This is a genomic window from Pseudomonas sp. FSL R10-0399 (assembly GCF_009600165.1).
Taxonomy (GTDB): domain Bacteria; phylum Pseudomonadota; class Gammaproteobacteria; order Pseudomonadales; family Pseudomonadaceae; genus Aquipseudomonas; species Aquipseudomonas helleri.
In genome coordinates, this window is the sequence record NZ_WIWK01000007.1 from 42,089 (window position 1) to 62,064 (window position 19,976).

The window sequence follows — 19,976 nt, forward strand, 5'->3', positions numbered from 1 at the left end:
AATCGTTTGACTTGCAAATGATAATGATTACTATTGCAAGCAACTGGTCGCGAGATCAGTCGATAATTCAAATGACCTTAGGTCGGTCTTCGAATTATCTCCTCATCAGGCTAATCACGGTTATTTGACCCGGCTTATGGCCGGGTCTTTTTTTTGCGGCCAGTTATCTGGCTCAGCGTGCTTCAGGCTAATGAAGTCTTGTGTGCGGCCGTTTTTTTTCGGTGGCCGCTACGATGCCGGCGATGATAGCAAAAGAATATTGACCAGCGGAAGCTTATTACCCAATACCTTAGCCGTAATAGCGATTTTGAACTTGAGAATCACTCTCAAAAACGCTATTCTCGCGCGGCGTCAAGGATGACGCCCCCCCGTTGTCCTCTCCTCCCCTTTCCAAAATTGCGTATTGGCCCATTGCGGTTGCAAGGTAAAGTAGCGACCACAATTATCTGATTCCGGGATTTGGACGATGACCGTGGCGCCCTCTGCACTTCATATCACCAGTGACTTTGACAGTGGCAACATCCAGGTACTGGATGCCAGCAATCCGCTGCATGTGCGGCTGGCGATAAAACCCGACACCCGGAGCGCACATTTCCAGTGGTTTCATTTCAAGGTCGATGGCCTGCAAATTGGTCAGACCCATCGTTTTGAATTAGGCAACGCCAGCCAGTCTTCCTACAACAAAGCGTGGGATGGCTATCAAGCGGTGGCGTCCTACGACCACGAAAACTGGTTTCGCGTCCCGACTGAGTTCGACGGCACTGCGCTGACCTTCAGCCTGAAAGCAGAGCAACCACAGGTCTGGTTTGCTTACTTCGAACCCTACAGCCGTGCACGCCACGACGAGTTGATCAAAAACGCGTTGCAGTGGTCTGGCTGTGAGGTACTGGCCGTCGGCAAAAGCGTCGAAGGACGCGATATACCCCTATTGCGCAAAGGCACCGGCGGCTGCCACAAGCGCAAGATCTGGATCATCGCCCAGCAACACCCCGGCGAGCATATGGCCGAATGGTTTATGCAGGGCATTCTTGAACGCCTTGAACAGGGCAGCGACCCACAGCTACGAAAGTTGCTGGACTTCGCCGATCTGTACCTGATCCCGAACATGAACCCGGACGGCGCGTTTCACGGGCACTTGCGAACCAATGCCAATGGTCAGGATTTAAACCGCGCCTGGCAACATACCGAGCGCGATGTCAGCCCTGAAGTATTCTTCGCCCTGGAGCAGATGAAGCACTACGGTGTCGACCTGTTTCTGGACATTCACGGCGACGAAGAAATCCCCTACGTGTTCACCGCAGGGTGTGAAGGCAACCCAAGCTACACCGAACGCCAGGCCACCCTAGAAGAGCGTTTTCGCAGCCACCTGAGCAAGCTGACTCCCGACTTTCAGACCGAACATGGCTACACCCGCGACGAGCCCGGCCAAGCCAATATGACCCTGGCCTGCAACAGCGTGGGTGACCGCTTTGGCTGCTTGTCGCTAACCCTTGAGATGCCCTTCAAGGACCACAACAATGCACCGGACCCGATCACCGGCTGGTCTGGAAAGCGCTCCATGCAATTGGGCAAGAGTGTGCTGAGCACCTTGTCAGACATGGTTCGCGAGCTGCGTTGAGCCACTTTTTCTTTTACGTGCACGAGTACACACCGCCTGCTTATGGATACCCTCGCTAAACTGCGCGCCGGCCAATTGGTCGGTCTTAAACGTCTGGATCTGTCGTGCGGGCTGACTGAATTCCCACCCGAAATTTTCCAGTTGGCTGACACCCTGGAGATCCTCAATCTGAGTGGCAACGCCCTCAGCCGCTTACCCGAGGACCTGCACCGCCTGAGCCATCTGCGCATTCTGTTTTGCTCGGACAACCAGTTCACTGAACTGCCCGCCTGCCTGGGGCAATGCGCGAAACTGAGCATGATCGGCTTCAAGGCCAATCAAATCGAGCACGTCCCTGGCGCTGCGCTGCCGCCGTTGTTGCGTTGGCTGATCCTCACGGATAACCGCATCCAGCAGTTGCCCGACGAACTGGGCCAGCGGCCCTTGCTGCAAAAGCTGATGTTGGCCGGCAACCGCCTGCAAACGTTACCGGCCAGCCTGGCCCGGTGCGAGCGTCTGGAACTGATCCGTCTGGCAGCCAACCAGTTCACCGAACTGCCTGAGACCGTGCTGGCCTTGCCGGGCTTGAGCTGGCTGGCCTACGCCGGGAATCCGTTGCGTGAAGACGCCAGCGCCCTGCGAGAAGCCGACAACACTCCTGACATCGAGTGGTCGCACCTTGAGCTGGGGCAAAAACTGGGCGAAGGCGCGTCGGGGATTATTCACCAGGCGCAATGGAATGTTCCCGGCCAAGCGGCACACGCGGTTGCGGTCAAACTGTATAAAGGCAGCATGACCAGCGATGGTTCGCCGCTCAATGAAATGAATGCCTGCATTGCCGCCGGCCAGCATCCCAACCTGATCAAGGTTCTGGGCCGTGTAACGGGGCACCCCGAGCAAACCGCTGGCCTGGTCATGGAACTGATCGACCCGTCGTTCATGAACCTGGCCGCCCTGCCCAGCTTCGACACCTGCAGCCGCGACGTCTATGCCCCTGGCACCCGCTTCACCTACGACAGCGCCTTGCGTATTGCCCGCGGTATCGCCTCGGCTGCAGATCACTTGCATGCGCAAGGCATCTGCCATGGCGATTTATACGCGCACAATATTTTGTACAGCCACGAAGGTGACTGCCTGCTTGGCGACTTTGGCGCGGCGTGTTTTCACGCCCTCGACAACAGCGCGCAGAGCCGTGCCCTGCAACGCATTGAAGTCCGTGCATTCGGGATTTTGATGGGGGAATTGCTGGAGCGAATCGACTCAAACATGAGCGATCAACAACACGCGAAGTGGAAGGATTTGCAGCAGCGGTGCACTCAACCTGACGTATTGGCCCGCCCGGATTTCGCCGCCATCAGCCAGGCATTGGCCTGAAGGCCCCACCACCCTCCTGTAGGAGCGAGCTTGCCTCGCGATCTTTTGATGATTTAAAAGATCGCGAGCCGAGCACAACCGGGATTTATGCCAAGGCTACGAACAGGTCCTGCACGTCGTCCTGCTCTTCAAGCTTGGCCAGGAACTCCTGGACTTCAGCCATTTGCTCCTCAGTCAGGCTGGTCACCGGGTTCTTCGCCTGGTAACCCAACTTGGCCGACAACACCGTAAAACCCTGCTCAGGCAGTGCCTTCTGCACCGCATCCAGGTCAGTGGTTTCAGTGATGAACAAGGTGGTGCCTTCTTCTTCGCCTTCTTCAAAATCCTGGGCGCCAGCTTCGATAGCCGCCATCTCAGGATCAGCATCGGCTGTGTCCGGCTTGGCTTCGATCAGGCCTACATGGTTAAAGTCCCATGCCACCGAACCCGAAGCGCCCAACTGGCCCTTACGGAATGCCACACGAATTTCAGCAACAGTACGGTTAACGTTGTCAGTCAGGCACTCAACAATCAACGGCACCTGATGCGGGGCGAAACCTTCGTAGGTCACGCGGGTGTATTGCACCGCTTCAGTACCGATACCGGCACCTTTGTTGATGGCACGCTTGATGGTATCGGCAGGCATCGAGGCTTTTTTGGCCTGCTCATAGACCAGGCGCAAATGCGAATTCATGTCCGGGTCAGCACCGTTACGGGCTGCTACTGTCAGCTCCTTGGCCAACTTGCCGAAAATCTTGCCGCGGCTGTTTGCGGCTTCCGCTTTGTGTTTAACCTTCCACTGTGCGCCCATTACTCATCTCTCAATCGGGTGTGTCGCGGCGGCTTGGCCGTCGAATGGATGCAAGTTTATACGGCTGAAAGTCGTCAATCGACCAAAAAATCCAATTTAGGCTGCAAGCTCCATAAACGCTTTGATCAGCCGCAGCTCTGCGCGGCGCTCCATGCAGCCGAGCATATGGCGGTTTACCAAGCCTGCACCGTTGATCGGAACAGCCCCTACCCGCGGGTCGTGGCTGACTTCTGCTGACGACACAATGCCTATCCCCAATTGCGCCGCCACCGCCTCGGTCACGGCTTCACGACTGTCCAGCTCCAGCAACACCCGCGGATTGACGCCCGCACGGTCGCAGGCCTGATCAAAGGTGCGTCGGGTAATCGAACTCGGCTCGCGCAACACCATGATGACCTGATCCAGTTGCGCAATATCCACACCCTGCGCCAGCCCCAGCCACGGGTGACTGGCCGGCACCAGGACGCAAATCCGCGACTCTTGCAGGGCCCGCAAAGTCAGCCCTTTGCGCGGCTCGACCTCGGTGAGCACTGCCACATCAACGTGCTCGGACAACAGCGCGTTCAAGGTTTCCTGGGCATTGCCCAAGCGCAAATTGACGGTAATCCCCGGATACCGCGCACGCAGGCTCGCCAGCATCGGCATCACCATATGCGGACCGTCGGCGGCCACCTCCAGTCGCCCGGTCAGAAGCTGGCGATTAGCCTCCAGCAACACCTGCGCCTCATCGACCAAGCCGAACATGGCACGGGTGATGGCCGCCAGCCGGGTACCCTCCTCCGTTAGCTCCACACGCCGTGCCGTGCGTCGCAGCAAGGTGATTTGGTAGTGCTCCTCCAGCGCCTTGATATGCCCGGTCACCGCTGGCTGGCTGATAAACAGGCGCGCCGCAGCCCTTGTAAAGCTGCCTTCACGGGCCACTGCATCAAACGCACGAAGCTGGAATAAATTCATAGGTATAAGCCTGGCCGATAGCTGAGATAACAATAAACAATTTGATTGATAGAAACGCAAACTGCAACGTATGCCCTGTAATCAATTGCCATCCCAAGTGTGTGAGGAAACCAGAATGACCCCTGCTGCGCCGATCCTGCTGACCCCGGGCCCATTGACGACCTCGCTGCGCACACGTCAGGCCATGCTGGTCGACTGGGGTTCATGGGATGACCGCTTCAACCAGTTGACGGCCAGCTTGTGCGAACAATTGCTGGCGATCATCAACGGCAGCGAGACCCACCACTGCGTACCGTTGCAGGGCAGCGGCACGTTCGCGGTCGAAGCGGCGATGGGTACCCTGGTGCCCCGCGACGGCCATGTCCTGGTACTGATCAATGGCGCATACGGCAAGCGTTTGGCAAAAATCTGCGAAGTCCTCGCCCGCCGCTTCAGCATCTTTGAAACCGCCGAAGACCAACCGACCACCGCCGCCGATGTTGAGCGCCTGCTCAAGGCCGATCCGAGTATCAGCCACGTCGCCTTGATTCACTGTGAAACCAGCACCGGGATCCTCAACCCGCTGTCAGACATAGCGGCGGTCATCGCCCGCCACGGCAAACGCCTGATCATCGACGCCATGAGTTCCTTCGGGGCCCTGCCCATCGACGCACAAACAATCGCCTTCGATGCGCTGATCGCAGCCTCCGGCAAGTGCCTGGAAGGCGTACCGGGCATGGGCTTTGTCTTCGCCCGCAAAGAATCACTGGCCAACGCTGCCGGCAACGCCCATTCGCTGGCAATGGACCTGCAAGACCAGCACGCCTACATGGCCAAGACCGGGCAATGGCGCTTCACCCCGCCCCCCCACGTCGTCGCCGCGCTACACGAAGCCTTGTTGCAATACAACGAAGAAGGCGGCTTGCCAGCACGGCACAAACGCTACGCCAACAACTGCCAGACACTGCTCGACGGCATGGCCCGGCTTGGGTTGCGCAGCTTTCTGCCCGCAGCGATTCAGGCACCGATCATCGTGACCTTCCATGCCCCCAAAGACCCGCGCTATGACTTCAAAACGTTCTACGAACGGGTCAAGGCCAAGGGTTTCATCCTGTATCCCGGCAAATTGACCCAAGTCGAAACGTTCCGCGTCGGCTGTATCGGGCACGTCAGTTCCATCGACATGCACGCAGCGGTCACTGCCATCGCCCAGGCGCTGGGCGAAATGGAAGTGCTGGACATTTAAGACCGCTCCGACCTCACACCACCCCGTTTATTTCGTGCAGCCAAGGCTGCTCATACAGGATTTACAGACATGAACTACACCAACCCAAGCAAACTTCAGGCAGCGATTCTCGACTGGGCCGGCACCGTGGTCGACTTTGGCTCCTTCGCCCCAACCCAGATTTTTGTCGAAGCCTTTGCCGAGTTCGACGTGCAGGTGTCGATCGAGGAAGCCCGCGGCCCCATGGGCATGGGCAAGTGGGATCACATTCGTACCCTGTGCGATCAACCACAGATCAGTGAGCGCTACAAAAAGGTTTTTGGCCGCACACCGAGCGACGACGATGTCACGGCTATTTACCAACGCTTTATGCCGCTGCAAATCGAAAAAATCGCCGAGCACTCCGCGCTAATCCCCGGCGCACTGGAAACCATCGCCCTGTTACGCAGGCAAGGGCTCAAAATCGGTTCGTGTTCAGGCTATCCGGCGCAAGTGATGGCCAAGGTCGTGGAGCTGGCAGCTACCAATAGTTACACCGCCGATCACGTCGTAGCCACTGACGACGTGCCTAATGGCCGCCCGTGGCCTGCCCAGGCGCTGGCTAATGTGATCGCGCTGGGTATCGATGATGTGGGCGCTTGCGTAAAAGTCGACGACACCGTGCCAGGCATTCTTGAAGGCCGCCGTGCGGGCATGTGGACGGTGGCGTTGGTGTGTTCCGGCAACGCGCTGGGCCTGACGTACGAGCAATACCGTGCGCTGGACCCAGCCACCCTGGCCTCGGAACGCGCACGTATTCACCGCTTGTTTGAAGGGTCGCGTCCGCATTACTTGATCGACACCCTCAGCGATTTGCCCGAGGTGATTGCCGATATCAACAAACGCCTGGCGAACGGCGAAATGCCGCAAAGCAGTTAAGTGATGGCCGACAGATGACTGCGCCCGGTGCAGTCGTCTGCCGTGCAGGCCTTGATCCGCGATCAGGCTTTTTTCAATTGCTCAACCCACTGGCTGTAGGCATCGATAAAGGCTTGCAGGAATGGACGGGTTTTTTCTGACAGCTTGCCTGAGTCATCAAAGACGCTACCGGCCCCGCCCAGGTAGGCTTCTGGCTGTTGCAAGCAAGGAACATTCAGAAAGACCAGCGATTGCCGCAAGTGATGGTTGGCGCCAAAACCACCGATGGCACCCGGCGACACGCTGATGATTGCGCCAGGCTTACCACCCCAGACACTTTGACCGTAAGGGCGGGAACCCACGTCAAGGGCGTTTTTCAGGGCGGCCGGAACCGAGCGGTTGTATTCAGGGGTGACAAACAACACAGCATCGGCGGCGCGTACTTGATCACGGAAAGCGCTGTAGGCCGCGGGTGGCGTGGCGGTATCAATGTCCTCGTTGTACAGCGCCAGATCCCCGATCTCGATAATGTTCAGCTTCAAATTGGCCGGCGCCAGCTCTGCCAGTGCATGAGCCACTTTTCGATTGAGCGAATCCTTCCTCAAACTACCGACTAGCACTGCTACGTTGTAGACCTTGCTCATAGAAAACTCCGAGTCTGTGGCTGTAGGAATATTAGTTATAGATGATCGGGCGGCTTTCTTGCAGTTCGATTTACCTTATCGGCGGGCAAGCCTGTAAAGTAGCCGGACTATTTTTTCCAAATCGTTAAACTTCCCCTACTGATCAACGGTCTACAGAGCCGCAAATTGGGTGTTTATCTCCAGAGGTTCTCTACAAATGGCTGCAGTTTTAGTTGGGCAATTTCATGCAAGAGACGCGGAAGGCCGTGTCTATTCGGTGCATGAGTTTGAAACAGTGGTAGAGGGTCACCCTGTGGTCACCTACAAGCTGGCTATTGGAGATCGCGTTACCAAGATCAGTGACAACGAGTTCGAACTGATCCAGTCGAAAGTGCTGCTAACGCGTGATTCGCAAACCGCCGTGGCGACAAAGCCTGACGCCGTTGTAACGCCTGAGTAACCCTCAGCCACCGGGATAACGCTGAAGTCACAGGATGAGACTGGGGTCAGGCCAGGCTAACGCGCCACCTGACCCGCTGAATACGGACTTCACGCATGCGTTTACGCCACATCGAAGTGATCCAGGCGATCTTGCAGACCGGCAACCTCGACCATGCGGCCGAGTGGTTGCAACTGCCTGTATCCACGCTGAGCGCGACACTCCATGAAGCCGAGCAACAGCTCGGCTTCATGCTGTTTGCCAGCGTGCGCGGACGCCTGCAAGCCACTCGCGAAACCCTCCTGCTGCAACCGCTGGTCAATCAGTTGTACATGGATGCAGACCCGCTTCGCCGACTTGGCGACGCCTTGCGCCAGCATCAGGACCCGACCTTGCGCGTGGCCTGTAGCGAGACCTTGGCGCAGCCCTTGCTGCCGCACAGCGTTGCGACGTTGAGACGACGCTTCCCCGACACGCCCACGACCCTGAGCAGCCAGTGCTTCTCTGAAATAGTACGCCGCGTGCTAATGGATGAATGCGACGTCGGCCTGGCTCTGCAACCGGCCGAGCAGCCGGGCGTTGATAGCCAGAAGTTGGCCCAGGGAAAAGTCCAATTGCTCGCGCCTCACGGCTGGCTTGGCCCGAAACAAAAGTACATCGCCCTGCACGATCTGGCCGGCCAAGCCATGATTGGCCTGCGTCAGCACGACCCGCTGAGCAGAATGCTCGACAGCAAGCTGCACACACTGCGGCCAGCGCCGGTGGTACACATTGACGTACAAAGCTATCAGATGATGCGCAGCATGGTTGAAGCGGGGGAAGGCCTGGCGCTGGTGGATCCGTTTACCGCCATTGGCGCCAAAAACAGCGGGCTGGACGTGTGCCCGTTATCACCCGCAGTTCCCGTGACACTGTATGCCCTTACGCGCAAAGGCTCAGAGCCCGGCGCAGCGCTTAAAGCGCTGCTTGAGATTGTGCGTGAACGGGCCGAGGTCTTGCTGGCAGACCAGGGCGCCGTCACCCTTTAACACGACCTTAGGTTTCTTACCTGTAAAGATGGCAGCCTGCGGTAGCGGCTACACCTGGCTTTCAAACAGCAGATACCAAAAAATCGCCACTTCGCAGGTTTGCGGATCAATGCCGCGATAGCGCAAATAATCGATACCGCCCACCTGATACCCGCAACGCTCATACAAGCGGCAGGCACCGATGTTGTTGTTTTGGGTTTCGAGCATGATGCCCTGCAGTTTTTTCTTGTGACTCCAGAACTTGACCACATCGAGCAATGACTTGGCCACACCATGACGGCGCGCACAAGCGGCAACGGCCAGTTCATCGACATGGGCAAAGCCATTCCAGTTTGTACTGACGACCACATGCCCTACCGGCTGATCATCCAGATAAGCCATGAAAATCGCACTGTCCGGCGCCCCAATGAAACTGGCAAATTCATCCGGGTCTATGCCGTAACACTTGCGATAGGGCGTGATCATGTCCAAAGGCCAGTGCTCGACCTTTTTATGACGGTCAGCACGGGCATACGCGTTTACTTCAAAACTAAAATCATTGCCCCATACATAAGGCGCAAACCCTTCATCCGCCAATCGAACCGAAACCACGGGGTCATTGGGGTTCAAAACCAGGTGCATGAAAAATCCCTCTTTCTTGCGGTGAAATACCCCTGCAAATCGCCATCGCAATCCGCGACGGCGTGACAACCATGATAGATCTAGTGCCGGGTTTGAGCTTCGATGAGTTGTGCCCACAACGACGGACCACCCGCCGACTTGGCAATCGCCTCAAGGCGCGCCGCATGTTCGGCCAAGTCACTTTCACTTGCACGAATAATCCGACCTGGTTGACGGCTCGCTGACAAACGGCGAATTTCCGTGGCCTGGCTGCCAGAACTCTCACCCGACTCATGGCCATCAGACGCATTACCCGCCAGCGACAGGCTGGTTTGCCCACCGGTCATGGCCAGGTAAACATCCGCCAGAATCTCGGAGTCGAGCAAGGCGCCGTGCAACTCACGGCCCGAGTTGTCTACACCATAGCGTTTGCACAAAGCATCCAGGCTATTGCGCTGCCCAGGGTGACGGCCACGCGCCATCATCAGGGTATCGAGAATGGTGCAGTGTTGGGTGATGTCAGCGCGGTCGGTCTGCCCGATCAAGGCAAACTCGTTATTCAGAAAGCCGACGTCAAACGCGGCGTTATGAATGATCAGTTGAGCACCCGAGATGAAGTCGAAAAACTCGTCGGCGACTTCGCCAAAACGCGGTTTGCCGACCAGAAACTCATTGGTAATACCGTGGACGCCGATGGCACCCTCGTCACTTTCACGGTCAGGTTGCAGGTACACGTGAAAATGACGGCCGGTGAGGCGACGGCCCATTAATTCCACGCAACCAATCTCGATCACCCGATGACCATCGGTGACGGGCATACCGGTGGTTTCAGTATCGAGTACTACACTACGCATGTTTTTTGCCCCTCATTTCCTCGACCCCGCGATTGGCCAACTGGTCAGCACGCTCATTGCCATGATGGCCAATGTGCCCGCGCACCCACTGCCATTTCACCGTGTGGCGATTGACTTGTTCGTCCAGTTGCTTCCACAGGTCGGCATTTTTCACCGGCTCTTTGGCAGCGGTTTTCCACCCGCGCTTCTTCCAGTTGACCATCCACTCGGTGATGCCTTTCATCACGTACTGCGAGTCGGTGACCAGCAAGACTTCGCAGGGGCGCTTGAGCTCTTCAAGCCCGCGAATGGCCGCCATTAACTCCATGCGATTGTTGGTGGTGTCGGGCTCGCCGCCCCAGAGTTCTTTTTCAACGCCTTGATAGACCAGCAAAGCCCCCCAGCCACCCGGGCCAGGGTTACCCTTGCAGGCTCCATCGGTGAACATTTCTACGCAATCGCTCATTGCCAACTATCCAGAAAGAACTGCCTCGGCCTGCCTATCAAGTCGTGATGGCAGCACCTGGGGCCGGGTTAACCCGACCCGGCATTTTAAATTAGGGTTCAATATCAGGTCGATTGACCTTGGCCATCTGCAGAGGGATCAGTTTGCCTTTTGGCTCTCGACGCAGTGGCTTGACGGGCCGCAAACCCACCACCATTTTGCGGGCGACCAATACATAGAAGCCCCCACCGGCCAATTGCCAGCTACCGGCCTTGCGCTCCCAACCTGACAAACGGCCTTGCCACGCCTTGGAAGCAAGCGGCGGACGATAGCATCCGAAGCGGCGTTTCTCCAGCGCAAAGCCCAGCAGATTCAGCCAGTCGGCAACCCGCGACGGGGAAATGCACCGTGCCTTGCGCAGGGCATCTTTGGCAAAAACATGCCGCAGCCCCCAACTGCTCCAGGGGTTGATCCCCACAATCAACAAATGCCCGCCGGGGCGGACGCTGCTGGCGGCTTCACGCAGCAGACCGTGAGGTGACAAACAAAAATCCAGACCGTGCTGCAACACCACCACATCGGCCGCGTGCTCGCATAAAGGCCAGGATTGCTCTTCACAAATGATTTCGACACCCGGTAAAGGCGCGCCCAGCCGCACATTGCGCTGCACTTGCGGAGCCTTGGGCGGCGTGTCGGCACCCGGACCGTAATGCACCAGGTAGCCACCGAAATAGCGTCCGAGTTCGTCCTCAAGCACACGCTGCTCATCTTCCAGCAGCAACTGGCCAAGGGGACCAGACAGCCATTCGCGGGCCGAACTGATCAGTGCCAGCCACTCAGGGTCCGCCTGAGCCAATGGTTTATCGGTCATTGTTCCTCCACCTCGCCATCCACCGGTTACGCCTCTTCGTTCGGCTGGCGCTGCAACGCGGCTCGCATTGCAACACCAACAGCCCCTAAGATGCGCCATTGTCTCGCACTTGGGAATTGCACCATGTTACAGATCGACGCCCTGCCCGCCTTCAGCGACAACTACATATGGTTGTTACAGGATACGACCCAAAAACGCTGCGCCGTGGTCGATCCGGGTGACGCCGCCCCGGTGCTGAACTGGCTCAAGCACCATCCCGAGTGGGCTCTCAGCGATATTCTGGTCACCCACCATCACCATGACCATGTGGGTGGCGTTGAGCAATTACACACCACCACAGGCGCTAAAGTCTGGGGCCCGGCGCTGGAAAACATTCCCGCGCGACAAGTGCCACTTAACGATAACGATGTGATCAACGTACTGGGAATTGAATTCAAAGTATTTCTGGTACCTGGGCATACCTTGGGTCATATCGCTTATTACCACGCTGATGTTTCAAAGCCACTATTGTTCAGCGGCGATACGTTGTTCGCGGCTGGTTGCGGCCGGTTATTTGAAGGTACTCCTGAACAAATGCATCACTCTTTAAGTCGGTTGGCAGCCTTGCCAGCGCACACTGAGGTGTATTGCACTCACGAATACACACAAAGCAACTTGCGCTTTGCCCAAGCGGTAGAGCCGAATAATCCGGATATTGCCGACCGAGTTGCACAAGTTGCGGCCTGGCGTGACGCAGGCAAAATCAGTTTGCCATCAAGTATTGCGCTTGAATTGCGCACTAATCCGTTTCTGCGGGTTAACGAAATATCTGTTAAAGAAAAAGCTGACGAATGGAACAAGCGTGACAATGACTCGCCCAGCGCGGTCTTTGCCAGCTTGCGTAGCTGGAAAGACAAGTTTTAATCAGCGTCGCGGTTGCCATTAAAATTCTGAATGGTTGACCGCGCCCCACCTGCTTTCTAGAATCGCCCGACATTTTTGCCCGAAACTATCTTTAACCAATGTCGTCATTTAAATCTAACTCCATCAGTTCAGACGCATTGACGCGCTTGGCTAAAGCGATCGCGGTGGTTGTGTCCGCCACTTTGGCGGGATGCCAGAGCTTCGATCATTCGACCCAAACGGTCGATCGGCCCACTCTCAAACTGACCAAACGCATTCCTCAAGAGCCGCTCTGGCTCAAGGAAAAGCCGGGGCCTGTTGCCCCCAAAGACGTCTGGGAACGCATGCGTCAAGGCTTCCAGCTACAAGAAGGCCTGGGCGTCAACCCGCGTATCGAACAACAGCGTTTATGGTTTGCCAGCAACCCGTCTTTTCTTGAAGGCGCCGGCGAACGCGGCAGCTTGTACATTCATTACATCGTCGAGCGCCTTGAAGAACGCAACATGCCACTCGAACTGGCGTTATTGCCGGTAATCGAAAGCTCTTACAACCCGATGGCGTATTCCCACGCCAATGCGGTGGGGCTTTGGCAGTTTATCCCGTCGACAGGCCGTTATTTCAATCTGCGCCAAACACGCGCCTACGATGGCCGACGCGACATTACCGCCTCGACCCTCGCGGCCATGAACTACCTGACGCGCCTGCATGACATGTTCAACGGTGACTGGCTGCTGGCACTGGCCGCTTATAACGCAGGTGAAGGCACGGTCAGCCGGGCGATTGAACGCAACGAAAAACTCGGCTTGCCGACCGACTACTGGAACCTGCCTTTGCCGCAGGAAACCAAAGACTATGTGCCCAAGCTGCTGGCCCTGTCACAGGTGGTGCTGACCCCCGAAGCCTATGGCATCAATCTCAACCCGATTGCCAACGAACCGTACTTCGAGATGGTCGAGATCAAGCAGTCCATGGACCTGTCCCGCGTGGCAGCCCTGGCCGAGATCGACGAAGACGAAATGTTTCAGTTGAACCCCGCCTACAAGCAGCGCGCCACCACTGATGGCCCGCAACACTTGCTGGTGCCAACGTCCAAAGCCCAGTTGTTGACCGCCAGTCTGTCAAATCTCAAGCCTGAAGAACTGGTGAGCCTGCGCCCCAAAAAGGCCGTTTTCGACACAGTCGCCAGCAACCCGCCGGCCCGGCCAACACGCCAATACCGGGTTAAACGCGGCGACAACCTGACACTGATCGCCAAAGCCAACAAAGTTAATGTCAAAGATCTGCAGCGCTGGAACAAACTTAGCGGGCATAACCTGAAGGCTGGCCAAACGCTGGTCATGCAGGACACCCGCAAGCCTGCTGCTAAAAAAGCCACAACTTACACGGTTAAAAAAGGCGACTCTTTATACATTGTTGCCAAGCGTTTCAATGTTGAAATGCAGCACCTTAAGCGCTGGAATCCAAATTCAGCCAAGGCCCTCAAGCCCGGTCAAGTCCTGACGGTCTACAAGCCGCACTGATTCGGTTCGCACGTACATGCGGGCAAGCATACTCCTACTAAATTGCAGGAAGTTGCTTGCCCGCAGTGCTTTCTGGCGTGGCCTTTTTCCTACAGATACAAGCTGTTACTGTACGGAAACCTTCAGCCCAATGCCCGGATCGAATACCTGACTTAATGCGTCCCCTTCTGTTAGTTCTTATCAATCTGGCCTTGAGCTTTCCGGCGAGTGCGACCCTGAGTGAAAGCCACGGTTATGCACAGTTCGGTACTCTCAAATACCCGGCAACGTTTACTCATTACGATTGGGTAAATCCCGACGCGCCTAAAGGCGGGACGTTGCGGGTCATGGCATTTGGCACGTTTGACACGCTTAACCCTTATTCCTTCAAGGGTACCAGCCCGGTTTCGACTGCAAACTTCTTGCAATACGGAGTCAACGAACTCAACGAGACATTAATGGCCGGTACTGGCCAATATGCCCCGTCCGGTGACGAACCTACGTCCAGTTATGGCTTGATTGCACAATCAGTCGAATACAACGAAGACCGCAGTTGGGTGGTGTTTAACCTGCGACCCGAAGCACGTTTTCATGATGGCAAACCCATCACCGCCTACGATGTAGCGTTTTCTTACAACTTGCTGCTAAAAGAAGGCCATCCTCAATACCGGACCAACCTTCAAGAAGTTCAGCGCGTCGATATTTTGGGCCCCAAGCGTATCCGTTTTGTTTTTAAACGTGCGGGCAATCCGTTATTGATTCTGCGGCTGGGGGAATTGCCGGTTCTGCCGCAGCACTACTGGGCGAAACGCGACTTCAAAGCGACAACGTTCGAGCCACCGCTGGGCAGCGGGCCTTATCGCATCACCAAGGTGACCCCAGGCCGACAGTTGGTGTTTGAACATGTCAAAAACTGGTGGGGCGCCAACCTGCCGGTCAATCGCGGTAAATACAATTTCGACCGGGTCGAAGTGGAGTTTTACCGTGACAGCAACGTTGCCTTCGAAGCGTTCAAGGCGGGCGAATTCGACATTTATATCGAACACCAGGCCAAGAACTGGGCCAATGCCTACCGGTTTCCGGCAGTACGCCGTGGCGATGTGATCAAGGCTGAAATCACCCATCAGATCCCGACCCAGACACAAGGCCTGTTTATGAACAGCCGCCGCAGTACCTTCGCGCAAGCTAAAGTTCGCGAAGCACTGGGGCAAATGTTCGACTTCGAATGGACCAACCGCGCCTTATTCAATGGCTCATATCAACGGGCCGAGAGCTACTACCCCAACAGTGAGTTCTCGGCCAGCGGCATCCCCCAAGGCCATGAATGGCTGATGCTCTCCCCTTGGCGCAGCCAGCTGCCACCCGAACTGTTCAGCCAAGCCTTCAGCCTGCCGAAAACTGATGGCCGCGGCATCCCCCGCGAAACCATGCGCCACGCTCTGGATCTGTTGGCCCAAGGTGGCTGGAAACTGTCCGGGCAACGCTTGCTCAGTAGCGAAGGCAAACCGCTGACGTTCGAGATATTGCTGGTCAATCCGAACCTCGAACGCATTTTGCAACCTTATGTCGAGAACCTCGCCAGCATCGGTATCGAAGCGCGGCTGCGCACTGTCGATCGCGCGCAATACAAACAGCGGCTGGACCAATTCGATTTCGACATGATCCTGATGACCCTCGATCAGACCTTGAGCCCAGGGCTTGAACAGTGGCAGTACTTCCACTCCAGCCAGGCCAACGTCAAGGGCAGCAAGAACTATGCAGGGGTTGCCAGCCCGATCGTCGATCAATTGCTGGAAAAACTCCTGGCCGCACAGAACCGCGAAGAACAACTGGCTGCTGGCCGGGCGCTGGATCGCGTTTTACTCTGGCAGCACTACATGATTCCCAACTGGTATCTGAATTATCACCGCCTGGCGTACCGCAACCGGTTCGCCTTTGTGACGACGCCGCCTTACACGCTGGGCCTTAGCGCATGGTGGCTCAAGCCTACGGAGAAAACCCGATGATGCCTTTGCGTACCTGGCTAAAACCGCTGGCCGGCCTGTTGCTGGCCAGTGCGACCTGTGCGGCATTGGCCGCTCCACAACATGCATTGACGCTTTACGATGAGCCGCCGAAATACCCGGCTGACTTCAAACATGTCGATTACGTGAACCCGGATGCCCCCAAGGGCGGCATCTTTCGCAAATCAACTACCGGCAGCTTTGACAGCCTCAACCCGTTTATCAACAAGGGCGTACCGGCCGAAGGGATTGAAATGACCTTCGACACCCTGACCCGCCAGACGCTGGACGAACCGTTTACCTCCTACGGTTTAATCGCGCAAAAGATGGAAAAGGCGCCAGATAACAGCTGGGTACGTTTTTACCTGCGCCCCGAAGCCAAGTTCAACGATGGCCACCCGATCCGCGCCGAAGATGTGGTGTTTACCTTCGACACACTGATGAAGAACGGCTCGCCGCTGTACAAGGGCTATTACAGCGATGTCGACCAGGCCATTGCCGAAAACCCGTTGCAGGTGAAGTTCACCTTCAAGCACAACAAAAACCGCGAACTGCCGCTGATTCTGGGGCAACTGCCCGTCCTGCCCAAGCATTGGTGGGAAACCCGAGACTTCGGTAAAGGCAACCTTGAAATCCCTGTCGGCAGCGGCCCCTACACCATCACGGACATCAAACCCGGGCGCTCCATCCGCTACGAGCGCAACAAGGATTACTGGGGCAAAGACCTGCCGATCAACAAGGGCCTGTACAACTTCGATGCGATTACCGTGGACTACTTCCGCGACAACAGCGTGGCATTCGAAGCCCTCAAGGCCGGGCAGTTTGATTACTGGTTCGAGATCAGCGCCAAGAACTGGGCGAGTGCCTACAACGCGCCAGCCTTCACCCAGGGCCGCTTGAAAAAAGAAGAAATTCGCAACCATAACCCGACCGGCATGCAGGGCTTTATCTTCAACCTGCGCAAACCCATGTTTCAGGATGTACGGGTTCGCGAGGCCCTGAGCCTGCTGTTTGACTTCGAATGGGCCAACAAGCAACTGTTCAGCGGCGCCTATTCACGCACCGGCAGTTATTTTGAGAACTCGGAAATGGCCGCCAAGGAACTTCCGAGCGCAGAAGAGCTGGCTATTTTAGAACCCTTGCGTGGCCAGATACCGGACAAGGTTTTCACCGAGGTCTTCAAACCCAACGTCACCGACGCCAGCGGCATGATTCGCGACCAACAGCGCCGCGCCTATCAACTGCTGCAAGACGCTGGCTGGCGTATCGTCGATGACAAGATGGTCGACGCCCAAGGCAAGCCGGTAAAAATTGAGTTCTTGCTGGCGCAATCGGAATTCGAGCGAATTCTGCTGCCTTACAAACGCAACCTCAGCGACTTGGGTATCGATCTGCAAATTCGTCGGGTCGACACCTCGCAATACCTCAATCGCCTGCGTTCACGGGACTTCGACATGATTGTCGGCAGCTTCCCGCAGTCCAACTCGCCGGGCAGTGAGCAGCGTGAATACTGGGAATCGTCGAGCTACGACAAACCCGGCAGCCGTAATTTTATTGGCCTTAAAGACCCGGCCATCGATCAACTGACCGAAGACCTGATCCATGCCGATTCCCGGCAAAGCCTGATCAACCACGCCCGGGCGCTGGACCGCGTGTTGCAATGGGGCTACTACGTCATCCCCAACTGGCACATCAAAACCTGGCGCGTCGCCTACTCGCACAACATTGGCCACCCGGCGGTGACCCCGCTGTACGACATCGGCACCGAGACGTGGTGGGCAAAACCTGATGCAGCGCCCGTAACCCCTACCAAACCCACAAGCGAAAGCCTGGAGCCGTAAATGCTGGCGTATATATTCAGGCGACTGCTGCTAATTATTCCGACGCTGTTCGGCATTCTGCTGATTAACTTCGTCATTATTCAGGCCGCCCCTGGCGGCCCGGTTGACCAGATGATCGCCAAACTTGAAGGCTTCGACGGAGCAACCAGCCGTATCGCCGGAGGCGGCTCGGAAGTCTCGGTGGCTGGCTCCAACTACCGGGGCGCGCAAGGCCTGGACCCGGCGCTGATTGAAGAAATCGAGAAGATGTACGGTTTCGACAAGTCAGCGCCTGAACGCCTGTGGATCATGATCAAGAACTACGCCCAACTGGATTTCGGTGAGAGTTTTTTCCGGGACGCCAAGGTCATCGACCTGATCAAAGAAAAAATGCCGGTGTCCATTTCGCTGGGGTTGTGGAGCACGCTGATCATGTACCTGGTCTCGATCCCGCTGGGTATCGCCAAGGCCACGCGCCATGGCAGCCACTTTGACGTATGGACCAGTTCGGCAATCATTATCGGTTACGCGATTCCGGCCTTTTTGTTTGCCATTCTGCTGATCGTGGTGTTCGCCGGGGGCAGTTATCTGGACTGGTTCCCATTGCGCGGCCTGACCTCCAACAACTTCGACGAGCTCAGCCTGGGCGGCAAGATCCTCGACTATTTCTGGCACTTGGCGCTGCCCATCACCGCGCTGGTCATCGGTAACTTTGCCACCATGACCTTGCTGACCAAAAACAGCTTTCTGGATGAGATCAACAAACAATACGTGGTCACGGCCAAGGCCAAGGGCTTGACCAATCACCGCGTGCTCTACGGGCACGTGTTTCGCAACGCCATGCTACTGGTGATTGCCGGCTTCCCGTCGGCCTTCATCGGCATCTTCTTTACCGGCTCATTGCTGGTTGAAGTGATCTTCTCGCTGGACGGCCTCGGGCTGATGAGCTTCGAAGCTGCGATCAATCGCGATTACCCGGTGGTGTTTGGCACCCTGTTTATCTTCACGCTGGTCGGGCTGGTGGTGAAACTGATCGGCGACCTCTCATACACCCTGGTTGATCCGCGTATCGACTTTGAAAGCCGGGAGCATTGAGATGAAACTGTCCCCTCTCAATCGACGACGTTTCGAACGTTTCAAAGCCAACAAGCGTGGCTGGTGGTCTTTGTGGCTGTTTATCGTGCTGTTTGGGCTGAGCCTGGGCGCTGAACTGATCGCCAATGATAAACCGCTGGTGGTCCATTACGACGGTGAATGGTATTTCCCTGCGCTCAAGCGCTACCCAGAAACCGACTTCGGCGGTGAATTCCCGCTCGAGGCCAACTACAAAAGCCCGTACATCCGCGAACTGTTGGCCAAGAAAGACGCCCTGGTGGTGTGGCCACCGATCCCCTACAGCTATCAGAGCATTAACTACGACCTGAAAGTGCCAGCCCCCGCTCCGCCGTCTCTGGAAAACTGGCTGGGCACCGACGACCAAGGGCGCGATGTGCTGGCACGGGTGATTTATGGCTTCAGGATTTCAGTGCTGTTCGCCCTGACGTTGACTATTTTGAGCTCGATCATCGGCGTTATCGCAGGTGCGCTTCAGGGGTTTTATGGCGGCTGGGTCGATCTGGCAGGCCAGCGCTTCCTGGAGATCTGGTCGGGGCTGCCGGTGCTGTACCTGCTGATAATTCTGGCGAGTTTTGTGCAGCCCAACTTCTGGTGGCTGCTGGGGATCATGCTGCTGTTCTCATGGATGAGCCTGGTGGATGTGGTGCGCGCCGAATTTTTGCGCGGGCGAAACCTGGAATATGTACGCGCCGCTCGCGCACTCGGCATGCAAGACATGGCCATCATGTACCGGCACATCCTGCCCAACGCCATGGTTTCGACCATGACCTTTATGCCGTTTATTTTGACCGGCGCCATTGGCACGCTCACCGCGCTGGACTTCCTGGGCTTTGGCCTGCCGCCGGGCGCGCCGTCGCTGGGCGAACTGGTCGCGCAGGGCAAATCCAACCTGCAAGCGCCGTGGCTGGGCATCAGCGCCTTTGCGGTGCTGGCCATCATGCTGAGCCTGCTGGTGTTTATCGGCGAGTCCGCTCGCGATGCCTTCGATCCGAGGAAATAAG

19 protein-coding genes are annotated in these 19,976 nt (G+C 56.8%); 12 read left to right on the plus strand and 7 right to left on the minus strand.

What is annotated here, in order from left to right; translation table 11 throughout:
• Positions 1–466: 466 nt before the first annotated feature.
• Together GHO41_RS03495 and GHO41_RS03500 are read left to right on the plus strand one after the other, a co-directional pair.
• Complete coding sequence (locus GHO41_RS03495) at positions 467–1,618, plus strand: M14-type cytosolic carboxypeptidase (RefSeq protein ID WP_153432979.1); 1,152 nt, start codon at positions 467–469, stop codon at positions 1,616–1,618.
• A 42-nt stretch (positions 1,619–1,660) separates the two neighbouring features.
• Complete coding sequence (locus tag GHO41_RS03500) at positions 1,661–2,971, plus strand: protein kinase (RefSeq protein ID WP_153432980.1); 1,311 nt, start codon at positions 1,661–1,663, stop codon at positions 2,969–2,971.
• 85 nt (positions 2,972–3,056) lie between these two features.
• Here the strand turns inward: GHO41_RS03500 and GHO41_RS03505 are convergent, their stop codons facing one another.
• Together GHO41_RS03505 and GHO41_RS03510 are read right to left on the minus strand one after the other, a co-directional pair.
• The gene (locus tag GHO41_RS03505) at positions 3,057–3,761 is read right to left on the minus strand and encodes a YebC/PmpR family DNA-binding transcriptional regulator (protein ID WP_048373078.1); all 705 of its coding nucleotides are present in this window, start codon (positions 3,759–3,761) and stop codon (positions 3,057–3,059) included.
• A 96-nt stretch (positions 3,762–3,857) separates the two neighbouring features.
• Positions 3,858–4,715 (minus strand): LysR substrate-binding domain-containing protein, encoded by an 858-nt coding sequence (locus GHO41_RS03510; RefSeq protein ID WP_153390505.1) that lies wholly within the window; start codon positions 4,713–4,715, stop codon positions 3,858–3,860.
• A 115-nt stretch (positions 4,716–4,830) separates the two neighbouring features.
• Between GHO41_RS03510 and GHO41_RS03515 the strand changes: the two genes are divergently transcribed.
• Both GHO41_RS03515 and phnX read left to right on the plus strand, forming a co-directional pair.
• Entirely contained in the window at positions 4,831–5,940 is a 1,110-nt protein-coding gene (locus tag GHO41_RS03515; RefSeq protein ID WP_153432981.1) for a 2-aminoethylphosphonate--pyruvate transaminase, read from the plus strand.
• A 69-nt stretch (positions 5,941–6,009) separates the two neighbouring features.
• Positions 6,010–6,837: a phosphonoacetaldehyde hydrolase gene (phnX, locus tag GHO41_RS03520; RefSeq protein ID WP_153432982.1), complete on the plus strand. Its 828-nt coding sequence runs from the start codon at positions 6,010–6,012 to the stop codon at positions 6,835–6,837.
• 62 nt (positions 6,838–6,899) lie between these two features.
• Here the strand turns inward: phnX and GHO41_RS03525 are convergent, their stop codons facing one another.
• Positions 6,900–7,460, minus strand: coding sequence for an NADPH-dependent FMN reductase (locus GHO41_RS03525; protein WP_153432983.1), 561 nt, complete (start codon positions 7,458–7,460; stop codon positions 6,900–6,902).
• Positions 7,461–7,656: 196 nt separating this feature from the next.
• On the opposite strand from GHO41_RS03525, the gene GHO41_RS03530 reads away from it, so the two are divergent.
• Positions 7,657–7,899, plus strand: a complete 243-nt coding sequence (locus GHO41_RS03530; RefSeq protein ID WP_048373067.1) for a hypothetical protein — start codon at positions 7,657–7,659, stop codon at positions 7,897–7,899.
• 95 nt (positions 7,900–7,994) lie between these two features.
• Positions 7,995–8,906, plus strand: coding sequence for a LysR family transcriptional regulator (locus GHO41_RS03535; protein WP_048373065.1), 912 nt, complete (start codon positions 7,995–7,997; stop codon positions 8,904–8,906).
• Between the two features lie 48 nt (positions 8,907–8,954).
• Here GHO41_RS03535 and GHO41_RS03540 read toward each other — a convergent pair whose 3' ends face one another.
• The 4 genes from GHO41_RS03540 to GHO41_RS03555 all read right to left on the minus strand — a co-directional run bounded on the left by GHO41_RS03540 (position 8,955) and on the right by GHO41_RS03555 (position 11,655).
• On the minus strand, positions 8,955–9,527 hold the full coding sequence (locus GHO41_RS03540) for a GNAT family N-acetyltransferase (RefSeq protein WP_048373064.1): 573 nt from the start codon (positions 9,525–9,527) through the stop codon (positions 8,955–8,957).
• Between the two features lie 80 nt (positions 9,528–9,607).
• Positions 9,608–10,360 (minus strand): DNA polymerase III subunit epsilon, encoded by a 753-nt coding sequence (dnaQ, locus tag GHO41_RS03545; RefSeq protein WP_048373063.1) that lies wholly within the window; start codon positions 10,358–10,360, stop codon positions 9,608–9,610.
• Positions 10,353–10,805: a ribonuclease HI gene (rnhA, locus tag GHO41_RS03550; protein WP_048373061.1), complete on the minus strand. Its 453-nt coding sequence runs from the start codon at positions 10,803–10,805 to the stop codon at positions 10,353–10,355. The genes dnaQ and rnhA overlap by 8 nt, the downstream gene beginning before the upstream one ends.
• A 91-nt stretch (positions 10,806–10,896) precedes the next feature.
• Entirely contained in the window at positions 10,897–11,655 is a 759-nt protein-coding gene (locus tag GHO41_RS03555) for a class I SAM-dependent methyltransferase (RefSeq protein WP_123750085.1), read from the minus strand.
• Positions 11,656–11,778: 123 nt separating this feature from the next.
• Here GHO41_RS03555 and gloB point away from each other — a divergent pair, with 123 nt between their 5' ends.
• The 6 genes from gloB (at position 11,779) to GHO41_RS03585 (ending at position 19,975) form a co-directional block, all read left to right on the plus strand.
• Positions 11,779–12,558 (plus strand): hydroxyacylglutathione hydrolase, encoded by a 780-nt coding sequence (gene gloB, locus GHO41_RS03560; protein WP_048387306.1) that lies wholly within the window; start codon positions 11,779–11,781, stop codon positions 12,556–12,558.
• 98 nt (positions 12,559–12,656) lie between these two features.
• On the plus strand, positions 12,657–14,057 hold the full coding sequence (locus GHO41_RS03565; protein WP_048387305.1) for a LysM peptidoglycan-binding domain-containing protein: 1,401 nt from the start codon (positions 12,657–12,659) through the stop codon (positions 14,055–14,057).
• Between the two features lie 155 nt (positions 14,058–14,212).
• The gene (locus GHO41_RS03570; protein WP_153432984.1) at positions 14,213–16,042 is read left to right on the plus strand and encodes an extracellular solute-binding protein; all 1,830 of its coding nucleotides are present in this window, start codon (positions 14,213–14,215) and stop codon (positions 16,040–16,042) included.
• Complete coding sequence (locus tag GHO41_RS03575; RefSeq protein ID WP_153374415.1) at positions 16,039–17,880, plus strand: extracellular solute-binding protein; 1,842 nt, start codon at positions 16,039–16,041, stop codon at positions 17,878–17,880. Before GHO41_RS03570 ends, GHO41_RS03575 begins: the two co-directional genes overlap by 4 nt.
• Positions 17,881–18,954 carry a microcin C ABC transporter permease YejB gene (locus tag GHO41_RS03580; protein WP_153390521.1) on the plus strand — a complete coding sequence of 358 codons (1,074 nt, stop codon included), beginning with the start codon at positions 17,881–17,883 and terminating at the stop codon, positions 18,952–18,954.
• Position 18,955: 1 nt separating this feature from the next.
• A complete protein-coding gene (locus GHO41_RS03585; protein WP_048373045.1) occupies positions 18,956–19,975 on the plus strand; it encodes an ABC transporter permease in 1,020 nt (339 codons plus the stop codon).
• Position 19,976: the final 1 nt, after the last annotated feature.